Genomic DNA, 16,756 nt, shown 5'->3' with positions numbered 1-16,756 from the left:
TATTTATAATGAAAGCTATTGATTTACTCGTTTCCAGAAATATTGTGCTTGCGTTTGCGCATCATGCCAAACTTTCTCTTCATCAATTCCTTGAACTTCACGATTACGCATCCGAATTTCTCCATTAATCACCGTGTCAGTGACCATCCCACCATTCATGCCGAATAAAATGTGCATGTTATAATTCTCTTTTGTCATTGGTGTCGGGCCATGATAATCAACAATAATGACGTCTGCTGCTGCATCAGGTTCTAAAACGCCTAGCTTTGTTTTAAAATAGCGATTAGCCATTTGCGGATTATTATCAAACAGCATTGCGGGAATTTCTGCCCAAGCAGCATTTGGATCAGCTAAATGATGCTTGTGGATAACATTTCCCACCTTATAAGATTCCGTCACATCATTCGTATAACCATCTGTGCCAAGACCCATCAAAATACCATACTCATTAAACATGCGCATCGCAGGTGGGCAACCGACCGCATTCCCCATATTCGACTCTGGATTCGTGACCACCATTGTGTCTGTATCTCTTAGTAATTCCATCTCATGAGGTCCAATATGGATGCAATGGCCTGCCATTGTCTGTTTTCCTAAAATTCCTAAATCAAATAATCGGTTCACAATCGGCTTCCCATATTTTTTCAAAGAATCATGAACATCGGCTAAATCCTCTGCAATATGAATATGATAACCAATCCCATCTGGCGTATTGGCTGCACATAATTCTAAAGAAGCATCTGATAAAGTAAATGCTGCATGCATACCCATCATCGCTTTTTGCATATCATCATTTCTTAAGGAACTGGCTTTAATAAAGGCGGCATTTTCTTGAACTGCTTCCCGCATTTTCTGCTCACCATCGCGATCAGAAACTTCATAACAAAGGCAGGTCCGAATCCCTAACTCGTCCGCTGCATTAGATAATTGGGTTAAACTCCCTGTAATTTCTCCGTAACTAGCATGATGATCAAAGACAGTTGTAACACCGTTGCGAATACTATCTAAATAAGCAACCTTACCACTTTGATAAGTGTCTTCTAATGTCAAGGCACGATCAATTCGCCACCATTGATCTACCAAAATATCCATGAAATTTTTAGGATGATAATTCGTTAAACTTAACCCACGTGCAAAGGTACTATAAATATGATTGTGCATGTTAATAAAGCCTGGCATAATCACTCCACCTTTAGCATCAATAAATGTCGCTTCTGGATAAGCTTGTTTTAAATCTTCTGTCGTTCCGACTTGTTTCACAACTTGACCATCAATCGCCACACACCCATTTTCAAAAAAATGATTCTGCGCATCCCGAGTGATTAAACGCCCATTTCCAATTAATAACATGTATTCTCCTCCTATTTTTCAACCTATTCCCCACAAGTGGCAAACGCTTACAAATCTATCGCTCAATCATTCACGAATATAGCTTGACTGGCTTGGCTAATCTATATCCCCTACGAAAAGCATTTGAAGCGCTTGCATTTTTTACTAACGAACTCATTAACTTGATTAAAGTATATCACCTTACCTTAAAAAAAACAATGCTACCTAAAAAATATTTTTTAGAATTTTGACAGCCGTTATCTTGTATTATTATTTTTATCATGCTATCATTATTTTTCAGAACAGGTAGTACGCGACATTAAAGGATTTAGCCCTGCCTATTCCATTTAAAAATATTATGTTAAATTTGACACAATCTTATAAAAACTGTTTGTGCCAGGCACATTAGAAAGGAGCTTATTTATGTTATCCGACGAAAAACTTACTTTTTTAACACAAATTGCTAAAGGTTTAGCTGGTCAATTTGGGGAAAACTGCGAAGTCGTTATCCACCAAATCAATGAAGACAATATTAACAATTCTATTGTTTCCATCGAAAATGGTCATGTCTCTTCTCGTCATCTGGGCGATGGACCTTCTCAAGTAGTTTTAGAAGCCTTAAAAAAAGATCCCAGTGAGTTGAATGATCATATTAACTATCTAACCCGTACCCATGATGGTCGTATTTTAAAATCTAGTACAATGTATTTTAAAGATGAGAATGGTCAACTCGATGGTATTTTTGCTATTAACTACGACATCACTACATTGATCGCTGCAGAGTCAAACTTAAAATCTTTGATTTCCACTGCAGAACCTGAAGAAGATAAAGACCCTGATTACATTCCTCAGGATGTTAATGAGTTGTTAGACGATTTAATTCATGAATCAGTCAAATTAGTTGGCAAGCCGGTCCCATTAATGACGAAGGACGATAAAATCAAGTGTATTCAATTTTTAAACAATAAAGGCGCCTTCTTAGTCACTAAATCTGGGGACAAAGTCTCTAACTTCTTCAATATTTCTAAATATACGCTATACAGTTATATTGATGCGAAATAAAAATGGAAATCGATGGAGGTCGGGACAGAAGTGTTTAACTCCAAGAACCACGTAGGTACTGTTCAACATCTATTTGCTTTGCAAATAGTGTTTCTCAGCAATAAGAAGGAATTTCCGAAAATTGTCATAAAACACAACGAGGTACGAGTTGATGTTGCATGATACCTACCCGGTGTTCTTTAATTTTTGGAGACCAAGTAGGTATTGTTCATCATCGAATCACTACGTTCTTCGTGATTATCAACAATTCCGGCTTATTTCCGAAGGACCTTCACCAAGTAGGTACGATGATTTCATCTGTTCATGCTTCACAGTGAAACATCGCAACTCTTAGAGCTGTAGCTCTTTTGAAGGCTGTACTGTGACGAGACGCATGTCGAGAAAACACCTTAGAAGTTGTTGAGATCGAAGCAACGCGGAGTGTTGCTTCTGTTCCCGCCGTTTATCAGTTTTTTAAGCCTGGGACAAAAATCCAAAGTGATTTTTGTCCCAGGCCCTATTCTTTTTTCCTTCACTATTCTACTTTTTCTAAAAGACTTTTTAAATAATAGTAAGAAAAAGTAAAAGGAATTAATTTTTTATTTTAGTTATGGTATGATAGATTGAGTTTAATTTAAAATAACGAAAAATTAAAGATATAGAAATTGGGGGACAACAAATGGGGATTCGAAGTCATTTAGCAATTGCTGCAGGAAAAACTTCGCAATGGGTTTTACAAACATTTTTTAAAGGCGGCAGTAGCTACCCAGGGAAATTAGCCCTAAAAATCGATCCTAAAATTTTAGATACATTGGCAAAAGACTATGAAATTGTCGTAGTCACTGGAACGAACGGCAAAACATTGACAACTGCTTTAACTGTTAACATTTTACGCCAAGAATTTGATGAGGTATTAACAAATCCAACGGGTGCTAACATGGAGCAAGGAATTGTCTCTACTTTTTTAAATGCCAAGGCGAAAAAAGGACAAAAGAAATTTGCGGTGTTAGAAATTGATGAAGCAAGTTTAAGCCGTGTCACTAAATATATTCAACCAAAATTATTTGTTTTTACGAATATTTTCCGCGACCAAATGGATCGCTATGGCGAAATTTATACGACGTATCGCTTAATTATGGAAGGCGCCGCCGCTGCTCCTGAAGCAACTATTTTGTGCAACGGTGATTCGCCAATTTTTAATTCAAAAGAAACTGTAAATCCTCGCAAATACTATGGATTTAATCATTTACCACCGAAAGAGCAATTGGCTCATTACAATACAGATGGGGTTTTATGTCCAAAATGTAATCATATTCTTCATTATAAAATGATTACGTATGCTAATTTAGGTGATTACTATTGCCCAAATTGTGGCTTCAAACGGCCTGAGTTGGATGTGCAGTTAACGGAAATGGTCCGGATGGATAACACATCTGCTGATTTTGTGATTGATGGCGAAGAATACGGCATTGCTGTTGGTGGGATGTATAATGTTTATAATGCGCTAGCGGCCACAGCGGTAGCAGAATATTATCAGGTGGCACCAGATAAAATCCGAGCGGGCTTAGCTTATGATGAAAAAGTTTTTGGGCGTCAAGAAACCATTAAAGTTGGCGATAAAGAATGTACGTTAGTTTTAGTAAAAAATCCCGTTGGTTTAAATCAGGTCATTGATATGATGGGCTTAGCCCCTTACTCTTTCTCGCTGGTTTCATTATTAAATGCCAATTATGCAGATGGAATTGATGTCAGTTGGATTTGGGATGGTAATCATGAAGCCTTTGCTGATATGGACATTCCAAAAGTAATTGCTGGCGGTGATCGCCATGAAGATATGGCCTTGCGTTTAAAAGTTGCGGGTATTCCTGAAGAAAAATTACTAGAAATTGCTGATTTAGAGCAAGTAATTTCAGAAATTAAAAGGTTGCCGACAGATCATGTCTATATTTTGGCAACCTATACTGCTGTTTTGCAATTAAGAAAATCATTAACAGCCCAAGGGTATATTCAAGGGGGAATGAATGGTGTCTAAAGAATTAGTCGTTTGTCATTTATATGGCAACTTATTAAATACTTACGGAGATAACGGAAATTTATTGATGCTTAAATATTTAACCGAAAAAATGGGCGTTACCTTCCGATCAGAAATTATCAGTATCTACGAACCGTTTGATCCCGAAAAATATGATTTAGTCTTTGTTGGTGGCGGTCAAGACTTCGAGCAACTGATCATCTCAGAAGACATTCAGAATAAAAAAGAAGCTTTGACTTCTTATATTGAAAATGACGGCGTCTTGTTAGCTATCTGTGGTGGTTATCAACTTCTAGGACATTACTATGTCGGCGCACAAGGCGAAAAAATTAAAGGAATCGGTGCGTTAGATCATTACACTTTGAGCCAAGACAACAATCGTTTCATTGGTGATATTGAAATTTATAATGAAGAATTTGATGAAACGTATTATGGTTTTGAGAATCATAACGGCATGACTTTTTTAGGCGAAGGTGAACGACCTTTAGGAACAGTCAAACAAGGCAAAGGCAATAACGGTCAAGATAATGGCGAAGGCGTTGTCTATAAAAATGTGTTTGGCTCCTACTTCCACGGTCCAATCTTAGCACGCAACAAAAATCTAGGGATTCGGTTAATTCGGACCGCTTTAGAGAAAAAATATGGTGAACCGATCGCTATTCCTGAAACGCTTTATAAATAAAAGAAGAATCTAGTTCCTACATATAGGACTAGATTCTTTTTCATTTCTCCGACAACTATTTACATCTTTACAAAATATAGTAAGATAAAGAGGTGCATTTAAAATCGAGAATTTCTCGGACTGGTTCGGAAACTTCCAAGAATAAAAAACTAAGTATCTCTCAATACTAACTCAAGTCATAGCTTTTTTAACAAGAGTTATCATTTGCAGTTAACGAAAAAGGAGGATTGGAAAAAATGCAAAAAGTAATTATTGATTGTGATCCTGGAATTGATGACACGCTTGCTCTCTTGTATGCACTTGCTTCACCAGAGCTAGATGTCCAAGCGATTACAGTTGTTTGCGGAAATGTCCCTGTTGAGATTGGCGTGGAAAATGTTTTTAAATGTTTGGAAAAAGTTAATCGCTTAGATATTCCTGTCTACCAAGGGGCTGCTAGCCCTTTAAAACGGCCATTTGTTAGTGCACAAGATACACATGGCATGGATGGTTTAGGTGAAACATATTTCCCCAGAACTAGCAAAATCCAAGCACAAGCGCTTTCCGCTGCCGACTATTTAGCACAAACCTTTCAACAAGCTACCGATTGCTCAATCATTGCCCTTGGTCCTTTAACAAATATTACTTTGGCTTTAAAAAAAGAACCTCTTCTGGGGCGAAATCTTCAACGTTTTGTCTCAATGGGTGGTACCTTTAAAAGCCACGGCAATTGCTCTCCTGTTGCAGAATTTAATTATTGGTGTGATCCTGATGCAGCAGCTTGGGTTTTTGAGAAATTAGGTGCAAAAATCGAAATGGTCGGCTTAGATGTCACACGAGAAATTGTTTTTACACCAACAATTCTCAATTATTGCCAACGACTCAACCCCAAAATGGGGAATTACCTCGCTGAGATTACTCAATTTTATTTTGATTTTCATTGGAAATATGAACGTATTTTAGGGTGTGTTATCAACGATCCCTTAGCGGTTGCTTATTTTATTGATCCTACGCTCTGCCAAGGCTTTTCCAGTTACGGACAAATTGTTCCTGACGGCATTGCTATGGGGCAATCAATGATCGATCAATATCATTTCCAGCAGCAACCAGCTAATTGTCATGTCTTGACTACGGTTGATAGTCAACAGTTTTTCGTGAAGTTTCTATCCATTCTTTTAAATGTACAAATAGATGAGATCGAAAGAGATTTCAAAAATTTAAGGATGGGATAACCATGAAAAAAATAACACCACGAATCATTACAATTATCGCTTTTAGTGTTGCTTTAAATTACCTTGGCAGTACCATTGCATTGCTCCTTCGCTTACCAATCTATCTTGATAGCGTGGGAACTATTTTTACAGGTGCGTTATTAGGCCCACTCTTTGGTGCACTGACAGGTATTTTAACAAGTCTACTAACTGGATTGACAACGGATATCTTTTCTCTATATTATTCACCTGTCCAACTCTGCACAGGAATTTTAGCAGGTTTGCTCCTTCATCAGCAGTTAAAAGTAACCAAATTACCATTTAAAACGTTGTGGTTAACGATACCAGGAACAGTAATTTCTTCCTTGATTACAGTTTGTTTATTTGGTGGAATAACTTCTGCTGGCTCCAGCATAATTGTCCAATTTTTATATGGTTTAGGCTTAAATCAGTTAGCAAGCGTCCTGTTGGTTCAATTGATAACAGATTACGGGGATCGTCTGCTATCAGTCATCATCGTCACAGCTGTTATCGCTGCCTTACCTAAACGTTCCTTTATAACAAAATAAACTGTTTTAATGCCAAAAAAAGAGGAAATCATCTGTTGATGATCTCCTCTTTTTTTTTAGCGACTGCCAGGTTCTGAAGCTATAATCGTTAGATCACCTTCAAAACGCCAGCTCGGAATATCTGTCGGAAAGATAAAGCTATCGCCTTTTTTCAAATCAAAAGTAGCCACATCTGCTTTTGCAGCATCTTCTGTAATCAATCGACCCACACCTTCAATAACTGTTGCTAATGTATAAGGTGCTTGTTTTTTAACTTTTAGAATCCCACTGACACGCCACTCATAGACATTAAAGAAATCTGTTTTTACATAAGTAACAATGCTTGATTGTCCTTGATTTTCTTGTTGAATAGAGAGGTCAGGATCCTTTGCCGGAACGGTTGTCACATCAATGGATTGTTGAATATGCAATTCCCGGGTCTTTCCTTGATCATCTGTTCGATCATAATCATAAACCCGATACGTAGTATCACTGCTTTGTTGCGTTTCTAAAATTAAAATACCCGAGCCGATGGCATGAATAGTGCCGCTTGGTACATAATAAAAATCGCCTTTTTTCACTGGTACTTTTCTTAAAAGATCGTCCCAACGACCTTCTTCAATCATTTCTGCAAGTTCTTCTTTTGTTTTCGCGTGATGTCCATAAATGATTTCAGCGCCAGGTTCTGCATCAATAATGTACCAACATTCAGTTTTGCCTAGCTCGCCTTCATGTTTTTGGCCATATGCATCATCAGGATGAACTTGCACGGATAAATCATCTTCAGCATCTAAAATTTTCGTTAATAATGGAAAGACAGCGCCACCTGCATGGCCGAATAACTCTTGATGGTCTGCCCACAATTCATCTAATTTTTTTCCTTTAAATTCGCCATTTAAAACAGTACTAACGCCATGTGGATGTGCACTGATTGCCCAATCTTCACCAATTTTATCGCTCGGTAAATCGAAACCAAATAGCGTGTGTAGACGATTGCCGCCCCAAATTTTTTCTTGAAAAACAGGTTGTAAAAATAATGGTTCTTGCATTGACTGTGACCTCCCAAATTGAATTCGCTCTCATTATATCACTAAAAACTAGTCATTTCATCTGAAACTGATGATTTCTCTTTTAAATAGGTTGCCAACAACTGATCTCTTTCTTCGATATAAGTATTCCGGTGGTCCTCTGGATGGACTCGATTAGATAAAAAGATAAACGCTGATTGTTGTCGCACATCAATTAGCAAAAAAGTGCCTGTATAGCCTGTATGGAATAATAATGGCCGTTGCGTAGCTACATCATATTTAAAATCCCAGCCTAGAGAACGTGGTTTATCTGCAGCTGGCACTTGGTTAACTAGTAACAAATCAATTGTCTCTTTTTTCAAGAATTGGTGATTGTGATAACTGCCTCGATTTAAATACATTCGAACAAATTTTGTTAAATCATAGACATTGCTAAACAAGCCAGCATTCCCTGCATGTTCCCGTAAAACAAATGCCTTAGGATCATGGGTTGTACCTCGAATCAACCCTCTTTGTTCATGTAATTCTGTTGGCACACAGTTTAAAGGATTCTTTGGTAGAAACGTACTTTCGTTCATCCCTAAAGGAAGCAATACTCGCTCAGATAAAATTTCTATCATTGATTGCTGGAACATTTCTTCTAACATAAAGCCTAATAAAATAGTCCCTGCATCTGTATAAACAACTTTTTTACCTATCGCTTTGCCTGCGTGAAATGAATGATTGTAGGCGTCTTTTAATTCTTGGGCATTCAGCTGATCACGATTAGGAATATAGCCTTGTAAATCTGCCGTATGTGTCAACAAATGCCGGATTGTAATATTAGAATCTTGAAAAGAGGGATAATAAGTTTGTAATGATTGATCTAGAATAATTTTTCCTTCTTCCACTAATTGCAAAATAACGGTGGTGGTGCCGACTACTTTGGTTAAAGAAGCCACATCAAACAGCATGGCCGAGGTTAATTGTTCTTTGGTGGGTTTTATTTGTGCGAGTCCCCAACAATTGCTCTCCTCTTTTTCACCTTCAATGAAACAAAAACTAGCGCCCGAAAAAACACCTTTTTTCATCATTTTTTGAATTTTCCACTTTGTTTTTTCGTACATTTTTTCACCTTCTATTTTTAATATTAAAGGAAAAGTCTAGAATAAGTTCCGAACAAAAGTAGCGTTAAACTTTTATTCCGACTTTATTCCAGACTTGCTAAAACAAGCTTATTTTGTCTGTCTAAGCGTTTATTTTAAGACAAACCACCATTCCAAGCCAATTGGATCAAACACAGTGACAATCGCTTTTTTCTGGTCAATAAAGAACTCTTGATTTTTTGCCGTTAATTGTTGCTCCATTGCTAAAATATGTTCTTGATCAGAGAGCTTAATGGTAAAGAAATCTAAACCTAAGTGTGGATCAGGTAATTGATCCACTTCACTTGTTTCAGGTTTTTGGAATCCAATAGTTGCTTTGCCATCTTCTAAAACAAATTGATCTTTTTCATTGCGTTTTAAACCCAGAACTTCCTCATAGTATGCTTTTATTTCTTTTTGATTGTTTGTTTTTAATTGCACATGCGCTAAATATGACCCAGCGGCTAACCCTTGATGTGGCTCTAAGTCCTCACTGATAAGATCTTTAAGCACAATTGGTTGCTTTTCAGAAGTCGAATTTGCTGTTGCTTCATCGTGAAAAATCTCAAATTGATTGCCTTCAAGATCAGTAATGAACATGCTTTGACGTGTGCCAATTTGGAAACTTTCATCAATTGGGTAGTCTTGTTCAAGCACTCGTTGAGCAATTTGTAAAAATTCTTTTTCCGTAGGAACTTTAATTGAAAAATAAGCCATTTGTTTTTCTTCATTATGAAAATCTTCGGCTTTTCTAGTTTCTTCTAAAATTAATAATTGCGTTCCTGCTTCACGTGTACCCCAGATAGACAGGTTATTTTCTTCTGACTTTAAAACAAAACCCATTACTTTTTTATAAAAGTCGACCATTTCGCCAACTTTTTTCGCACGAATGGCAATTGTTTTTAATGTCGCAGCTTTTTCTAATTGAAATTCAGTCATTTTTTCTGTTACCTCCATTTTCTTCTCTCCCATTTTATACATCTCTTGCTATTTCATCAAGTAATATCCTGTTTTTCTCAAAAGAAAATAGAAATTTTTCAATTTCGCTAACTTTTTGTCAAAAAAATAAGGCTTTAGGAACCAGTCTTTACGACTATGGTTCTTGAAGCCTCATCATGAATTACTATTTTTTTGCTTCGCCTTTTAGGCTACTTCTTCTGAAAACTGACTGTTATATAAGTCAGCATAAAAACCGTTTTTCGCCATTAATTCATCGTGGGTTCCTGTTTCTACAATTGAACCTTCTGCCATAACGATAATCGTATCGGCGTCACGGATAGTCGACAAGCGATGAGCGACCACAAAGCTGGTCCGATTTTCCAATAAACGATTCATTGCTGCTTGAATCAGTATTTCTGTTCGAGTGTCCACACTTGAGGTGGCTTCATCCAAAATTAAAACGTCTGGATTTGCTAAGAATGCTCGAGCAATTGTAATTAATTGTCGTTGACCTTGAGAAATATTGCTGGCTTCTTCATTTAGAATCGTTTGATAGCCTTCTGGTAATTTTCTGACAAAATCATCCACATGGGCTGCTTTCGCCGCACGGATCACTTCTTCTTCGCTCGCTTGGTCATTACCATAATGAATATTGTCATAGATACTTCCAGTGAACAACCAAGTATCTTGAAGAACCATTGAAAAGTGTGCTCGCAACTCTTCTCGAGATAAATCGCGCGTATCTACACCATCATATTTGATGCTGCCGCTACTAATATCATAGAAGCGTTCCAATAAGTTAATTAGGGTTGTTTTCCCAGCACCTGTTGGGCCCACGATCGCGACCATTTCCCCAGGTTTAACATTTAAATTGAAATCTTTCATTAATAATTTCTCTGGTGAATAGCCAAAAGCAACATGTTCAAAAGAAACACGATAAGGACTATCTGTTTCCACTGGTACGCCAGAAGGTTCATCCACCATTTCTTCTTCATCTAATACTTCAAAGACACGTTCTGCCGAAGCCACCGTAGCTTGGATTGTATTCATTAAATTAGCGATTTGAGTAATCGGTTGTGAAAATTGATTGGTATATTGAAGAAATGCTTGGACATCCCCTAAATCCATCATACCATTCGCTACTTTTACGCCACCAAGGACTGCAACAAACACATAGCCTAGATTTTTGATAAAGTTCATTAAAGGCATAATGATCGCTGAAATAAATTGTGCTTTGCGACCAGCATGGTATAATTTTTCATTTTCTTTTTCAAATACTTCTTGATCACTTTCTTCGTGGTTGAAACTTTTTACTACTACGTGACCACCGTAGGTTTCTTCGACTTGGTTATTCAATAATCCTAAGCTTTTTTGTTGAGCCGCAAAATGTTTTTGCGAGCGAGGCGCCACAACCATCACAACAATTAAACTTAATGGCACTGTTGCTAAGGCAATTAGTGTTAACTGCCAGCTAATGGTCAGCATCATCCAAAGTACACCCACAAATGTCACGATACTGGTAATTAATTGGGTTAAGTTTTGTTGTAAAGTACTCGCAATATTATCCATGTCGTTAATTGCCCGTGACATAATGTCCCCATTACTATGAGTATCATAATAGGAAATTGGAACTTTGTTCATTTTCGCTTCTAATTCTTGACGTAATTCATAAACTGTTCGCTGTGAAACACGTGTCATAATTACTTGCTGCAAGAAATTAAAGACAGCAGAAATAAGGTACATGGCAATAACAATTAATAAAATTTGACCGATTTTGTCAAAATCAATTGGAAAAGATGTTATTTTTAAGCCTTGTTTCATTTCAGCAGCGCCTTTCATGACGCCTTTAAAAATTTCAGTTGTTGCCTGTCCTAATACTTTTGGTGTTTGAATTTGGAAAACGACGGCTGCGATTGCTAATACTAAGACAGCAATAATTGACAGCATTCGTTTAGACATGTATCGAAATAAACGTTTCACTGTTTTCCAGAAATTTTTTGGTTTTGGCCCTTTTGCGCCAATGTTGCGTCCTGGTCCCCCGCCCATTGGTCCGCCTTTTGGTCGACTACTCATGCAAGGTCCTCCTCTCTCAATTGAGAATGTACAATTTCTTGATACGTTTGGTTATTCGCTAATAACTCTTCATGCGTTCCTTTACCAACTAATTTTCCTTCGTCTAATACTAAAATTGTCGATGCTTCCATAACCGTACTTACACGTTGGGCTACTAAAACGACAATTGCATCCGTCATCTGCTCTTTTAAGGCTTTTCTTAAATTAGCATCTGTTTTGAAATCCAATGCAGAAAAGGAATCATCAAAAACATAGACATCTGCTGGTTTTACTAAAGCACGAGCAATAGCCAACCGCTGGCGTTGTCCGCCAGAGAAATTACCGCCGCCTTGTTCGACATGACTATCCAAACCTTCTGCCAATTCTGAAACAAACGCCTTTGCCTGCGCAATTTCTAAAGCTTGCCAAATTTCTTCATCGGTCGCATTTGGGGCGCCGTATTGCATATTTTCACGAATCGTTCCTGTAAATAAAACAGCCTTTTGCGGTACAAAGCCAATCATTTCTCGTAAATTATGCTGTGACGTATCTTTAATGTTTTTACCATTTAGCAAAATTTTGCCAGATTCAACATCATAAAAACGTGGTAAAAGATTAACCAGCGTTGTTTTCCCAGAACCTGTCCCACCAATAATTGCGACCGTCTCCCCAGATTTTGCTGAAAAATCTATATCTTCCAGTGCTAAGTTTTCAGCATGCTGGTAACGATAATTAACATGTTCAAACGCCAATGTTGCTTCGTCGCCTTTTAGAGAGAGCAGTTCTGGATTGGGTACATCTTTGATTTCTGAATCAGTATTTAGCACCTCATTAATCCGATCAGCAGAGGCTTGCGCCCGCGGTACCATGACAAAAATCATGGATAACATCATGAAACTCATCAGAATTTGCATGGCATAAGTCATAAAGGCAATTAAGTTCCCTACTTCTAGTTGCATTTCCGCAATATAATGACCGCCAAACCAAGTGATTGCAATATTGGTACCACTCATAATGAGTGTCATTAAAGGAATCATCAAAGCGACAATCGTATTCACTTTAATCGCCGTTTGTGTATAATCCTTATTGGCTTCATCAAAACGTTGTTCTTCATAGTTTGCTTTGCCAAAGGCCCGAATCACACGAACCCCTGTCAGGCCTTCACGAAAAACTAAATTTAAACGGTCGGTTTTCTTTTGCATGCTTTTAAATAACGGAACCGCTAAAAACATGATACCTCCCACTAAAACAGCCATAATTGGTAAAACATATAGAAAAATTTTCGTTAATTGTGGGTCCTTGTTATACGCCATAAAACTTGCACCAATTAACGTTAAAGGTGCGTTAATCATTAAACGTAAAAACATTTGCATAACCATTTGAATCTGATTGACATCATTGGTTGTTCGTGTAATTAGCGAAGCTGTCCCAAATTTGTCAAATTCATTATTAGAAAAATTTTCAACTTTTCGATAAATATCAGTCCGTAATTTTTTACCTAAACTTTGTGATTCTTTGGTGGCAAAAAAGGTATTTCCAATAGAAGCGACAATGCTAATCAAAGAAAAGCCTAACATGACAACTCCTGTACTCCAAATATAGTTAATATCTCCTTTAGCGACACCGTCATTAATGATATTAGATGTTAATGTGGGCAGATATAAATCTGCGATAATTTGCACGATCATAAATAAAACCGCTGCAAAGACTGACCATAATGACATCCGTTTGACTAGTTTAATCAACTAACTTCTCCTCCTTTTTGCTACTTATAAGCGCCATTTTTCAACCAATTTAATTTCATTTTTAATTGTTTGACTGCTTCAGTTGAATCATAGGCGGTATTTTCTCTTTGTTGACGATACCCGTCAACAATTGTTGAGAAAACGGCATGCATCGCCGTCTGCATGAACCATGTGAATTCTTTTGGCGTTTCAATGGTTAATTTCGAACGATCAATTATTTGATAAAGATGTTCTGCATAGGCAGCATGGCCTTTTCTTCCTCTATGCTTATGACAGTGCTGTTTCCTATTTTTTTCCTCTTCTCCAGTCGCTAAATTATCCGTCACCCGACGTGAAGCACGATAGTCCATGTTGACAAATAAATTCCGATAGAAAGAAGCATTCTCTCCAGTTAGTACTTCGACAATCATTTTGGAGAAATAGACATCCATGGCTTCGATTAAATCACCATTTTCCGCAATAATTTGTTTCTCTAAATCTCGTTCACTATTTTTTCTTAATGTCGCAAAGTAATAAAAATACAAATCTTCTTTGTTCTCAAAATATTGATAAAAGCTACCGCGAGGAATTTCCGCTAATTTAACAATATTTGCAATTGACGCTTCTTGTAAAGAATGTCGTGAAAATTCAATTTGCGCAGCATCTAATAAGCGTTGTTGCTTTTCTTCTGGCAAATGAAAAAACGTATTCGTAGGCATATTTGTGTTCCTCCCTTTTATGACACATTGTCATATGACACCATGTCATTATAGCACTCTCTATTCAGAATGCAAGTTTTTTACAAAAAAAATCAAGCACCCAGCAAGACAAAATTAATGTTAGATTCTGTCTCACCAGTTGCTTGATTAATAATAGTGTTTGATGCATTCTTGTAACAAGCCAGCGACCTCTTTTATAGGTCCATTGGCATCTATTCGTTGATAATTAGGATATTGTTCCAATTGGTTTTTGATAAGAATTTCTTGATCATAAAGGTTTAAACGTTCTTCAATAATTTTAGGATCAGATTCTCGTTGCTTTAAACGTTGATAAATATTTTCTTTTGAAACGTCAAAAAAAACTGGAATGACGGACTCGCCGAAACGCTCAAAGACCGCTTGAAAGCCTGGAAAAGTTAACGCATTATAGGCTGGATGCTCTTTCGTTGTTTCAACGATGGCAGCTACACCGACACCGTAATAGTTTCCATGGTAAAAATCATACTCCACTAACTGATTGGTTTCAATCAAGGTTTGAAAACTTGCTTTTGTTTCAAAATAGTAATCCACACCATCCACTTCATCCAATCGTTTTTTCCTCGTAGTATGCGAGATAACTTTATAGTTTTTCGGAAAAACCTTACTTGTAATTGCGGTCTTGCCAGAACCACTCGGACCCATAATAACAAAAAATGGATGTTGTAATTGCTTAATCATTAGAAACGCTCCTCTCAGTTGTTTCTATTATAACGTATTGTGCACTATTTTGAAAAATTGACAAAAAAGAGCTTGGGCCAAAAATCACTTTGGATTTTTGGCCCAAGCTTAAAAATTAATAAACGGCGGGAACAGAAGCAACAACCTACTACGCTTATCTTGTTTTGTTTAATTACAATAACTAGTCTAAGTTTTGTCCATTAGTTTCAATAACTTGTTTGTACCAATTAAACGATTTTTTTTCATAACGGTTTTTAGTACCATTTCCTTCATCGTCTAAATCAACGTAAATAAACCCATACCGTTTACTCATTTCACCTGTGGAAGCACTGACTAAATCGATACAGCCCCACGGCGTATAGCCCATTAAATCGACGCCGTCTGCAACTGCTTCTGCCATTGCTTCAATATGACGACGTAAATAATCAATCCGATAGTCGTCTGCCACATAGAAATTTTCGTCTACTTTATCAATTGCACCTAAGCCGTTTTCCACAATAAATAAAGGTTTTTGATAACGATTATATAATTCATTTAGGGCAATTCGTAATCCTTCGGGATCAATTTGCCAACCCCATTCACTTGCTTCTAAGAAGGGATTTTTAACGCCGCCTAAAAGATTCCCATTTGCTGTATCGTTGGTAGTACCAGTAACATCGACAGCAGTCGACATATAATAACTAAAGCCAATGTAATCCACTGGGTATTCTTTTAATAATTCTAAATCTCCTTCTTCAATAACTAAGTCTTTCACAGCATATTTTTGATACATGCGTTCTGCGTATGCTGGATATTCACCACGAACTTGAACATCTGTACAATAATAATTAAACTCTTGGTTTTCAATCATTGTAGCAACTTGATTGACTGGATTCGAATCAATGCCATACGTTGTGGCATAAATAATCATACATCCAATTTGTAATTCTGGATTTAATTCATGGCCAATTTTTACAGCTTTACTACTTGCAACAAATTGATTATGCCAGGCTTGGAAAATGTTTTGATAATCATTGGCTCCATTGCTTTTTACCAATCCTTGACTAAGCGCTGGGAAATGAAAAGCTGAATTAATTTCATTGAATGTCATCCAATAGTTAACTTTTTGGTGGTAACGTGTTAAAACAGTTTCCGCAAAACGTTCATAAAAGTCAACTAATTGACGATTTTTCCACCCGCCGTATTCTTTCGCTAAATGCAGTGGCATTTCATAATGAGAAATCGTAATTACTGGTTCAATGTTATAGCTTAAACATTCATCGATAACCGCATCATAAAATTTCAAGCCGGCTTCATTCGGTTGTGTTTCATCTCCTTGTGGAAAAATACGCGACCACGCAATTGAAAATCGATAACATTTGAAGCCCATTTTAGCAAACAACGCAATGTCCTCTTTAAAGCGATCATAGTGATCAATTCCTGTATGATTAGGGTAGCGATATTTCGTTTCGTCAATCGTCCAATCAAACGCTTCATCTCCTAAAATAGCGAAACGTTGTTTTCCTCCCGGCATCGCATCTGCCACAGATAACCCTTTACCATCGGCTAAGTAAGCCCCTTCTAATTGATTGGCTGCGGTCGCACCGCCCCATAAAAATCCTTTTGGAAATTTTGTCGTTGTTGTCATACTT

The 16,756-nt window shown here is 37.2% G+C and carries 14 protein-coding genes; 5 read left to right on the top strand and 9 right to left on the bottom strand.

Annotated features, from left to right (window positions below; genetic code table 11):
• Nucleotides 1-15: 15 nt before the first annotated feature.
• Nucleotides 16-1,350, bottom strand: a complete 1,335-nt coding sequence (gene ssnA / locus IGI97_RS04230) for a putative aminohydrolase SsnA (protein ID WP_061691136.1) — start codon at nt 1,348-1,350, stop codon at nt 16-18.
• 402 nt (nt 1,351-1,752) lie between these two features.
• Here ssnA and IGI97_RS04225 point away from each other — a divergent pair, with 402 nt between their 5' ends.
• From IGI97_RS04225 to IGI97_RS04205, 5 genes are all read left to right on the top strand, one after another.
• A complete protein-coding gene (locus tag IGI97_RS04225) occupies nt 1,753-2,391 on the top strand; it encodes a helix-turn-helix transcriptional regulator (RefSeq protein WP_002381503.1) in 639 nt (212 codons plus the stop codon).
• A 658-nt stretch (nt 2,392-3,049) separates the two neighbouring features.
• Nucleotides 3,050-4,402, top strand: coding sequence for a Mur ligase family protein (locus IGI97_RS04220; protein WP_086318029.1), 1,353 nt, complete (start codon nt 3,050-3,052; stop codon nt 4,400-4,402).
• The gene (locus IGI97_RS04215) at nt 4,392-5,084 is read left to right on the top strand and encodes a type 1 glutamine amidotransferase (RefSeq protein ID WP_002356583.1); all 693 of its coding nucleotides are present in this window, start codon (nt 4,392-4,394) and stop codon (nt 5,082-5,084) included. The genes IGI97_RS04220 and IGI97_RS04215 overlap by 11 nt, the downstream gene beginning before the upstream one ends.
• Before the next feature lie 236 nt (nt 5,085-5,320).
• On the top strand, nt 5,321-6,295 hold the full coding sequence (locus tag IGI97_RS04210) for a nucleoside hydrolase (protein WP_379896896.1): 975 nt from the start codon (nt 5,321-5,323) through the stop codon (nt 6,293-6,295).
• 2 nt (nt 6,296-6,297) lie between these two features.
• A complete protein-coding gene (locus IGI97_RS04205; protein ID WP_002356581.1) occupies nt 6,298-6,843 on the top strand; it encodes an ECF transporter S component in 546 nt (181 codons plus the stop codon).
• 56 nt (nt 6,844-6,899) lie between these two features.
• On the opposite strand, the gene manA is transcribed toward IGI97_RS04205, so the two are convergent.
• The 8 genes from manA to IGI97_RS04165 all read right to left on the bottom strand — a co-directional run bounded on the left by manA (nt 6,900) and on the right by IGI97_RS04165 (nt 16,752).
• The gene (gene manA / locus IGI97_RS04200) at nt 6,900-7,871 is read right to left on the bottom strand and encodes a mannose-6-phosphate isomerase, class I (RefSeq protein ID WP_002356580.1); all 972 of its coding nucleotides are present in this window, start codon (nt 7,869-7,871) and stop codon (nt 6,900-6,902) included.
• Between the two features lie 41 nt (nt 7,872-7,912).
• Entirely contained in the window at nt 7,913-8,956 is a 1,044-nt protein-coding gene (locus IGI97_RS04195; protein ID WP_002391690.1) for a serine hydrolase domain-containing protein, read from the bottom strand.
• A 129-nt stretch (nt 8,957-9,085) separates the two neighbouring features.
• Nucleotides 9,086-9,955 (bottom strand): VOC family protein, encoded by an 870-nt coding sequence (locus IGI97_RS04190; RefSeq protein WP_002359617.1) that lies wholly within the window; start codon nt 9,953-9,955, stop codon nt 9,086-9,088.
• Between the two features lie 162 nt (nt 9,956-10,117).
• Nucleotides 10,118-11,986, bottom strand: a complete 1,869-nt coding sequence (locus tag IGI97_RS04185) for an ABC transporter ATP-binding protein (protein WP_002356577.1) — start codon at nt 11,984-11,986, stop codon at nt 10,118-10,120.
• Nucleotides 11,983-13,710, bottom strand: a complete 1,728-nt coding sequence (locus IGI97_RS04180) for an ABC transporter ATP-binding protein (protein ID WP_002367144.1) — start codon at nt 13,708-13,710, stop codon at nt 11,983-11,985. Before IGI97_RS04180 ends, IGI97_RS04185 begins: the two co-directional genes overlap by 4 nt.
• 20 nt (nt 13,711-13,730) lie before the next feature.
• Complete coding sequence (locus IGI97_RS04175) at nt 13,731-14,408, bottom strand: TetR/AcrR family transcriptional regulator (protein WP_002367146.1); 678 nt, start codon at nt 14,406-14,408, stop codon at nt 13,731-13,733.
• A 147-nt stretch (nt 14,409-14,555) separates the two neighbouring features.
• Entirely contained in the window at nt 14,556-15,125 is a 570-nt protein-coding gene (locus tag IGI97_RS04170; RefSeq protein WP_002367148.1) for a guanylate kinase, read from the bottom strand.
• Between the two features lie 181 nt (nt 15,126-15,306).
• The gene (locus IGI97_RS04165; protein ID WP_002362575.1) at nt 15,307-16,752 is read right to left on the bottom strand and encodes a glycoside hydrolase family 1 protein; all 1,446 of its coding nucleotides are present in this window, start codon (nt 16,750-16,752) and stop codon (nt 15,307-15,309) included.
• Nucleotides 16,753-16,756: the final 4 nt, after the last annotated feature.

The organism is Enterococcus sp. DIV2419 (assembly GCF_051711865.1).
Classification (GTDB): Bacteria; Bacillota; Bacilli; order Lactobacillales; family Enterococcaceae; genus Enterococcus; species Enterococcus faecalis.
This window is presented reverse-complemented; position numbering and strand designations above follow the sequence as displayed.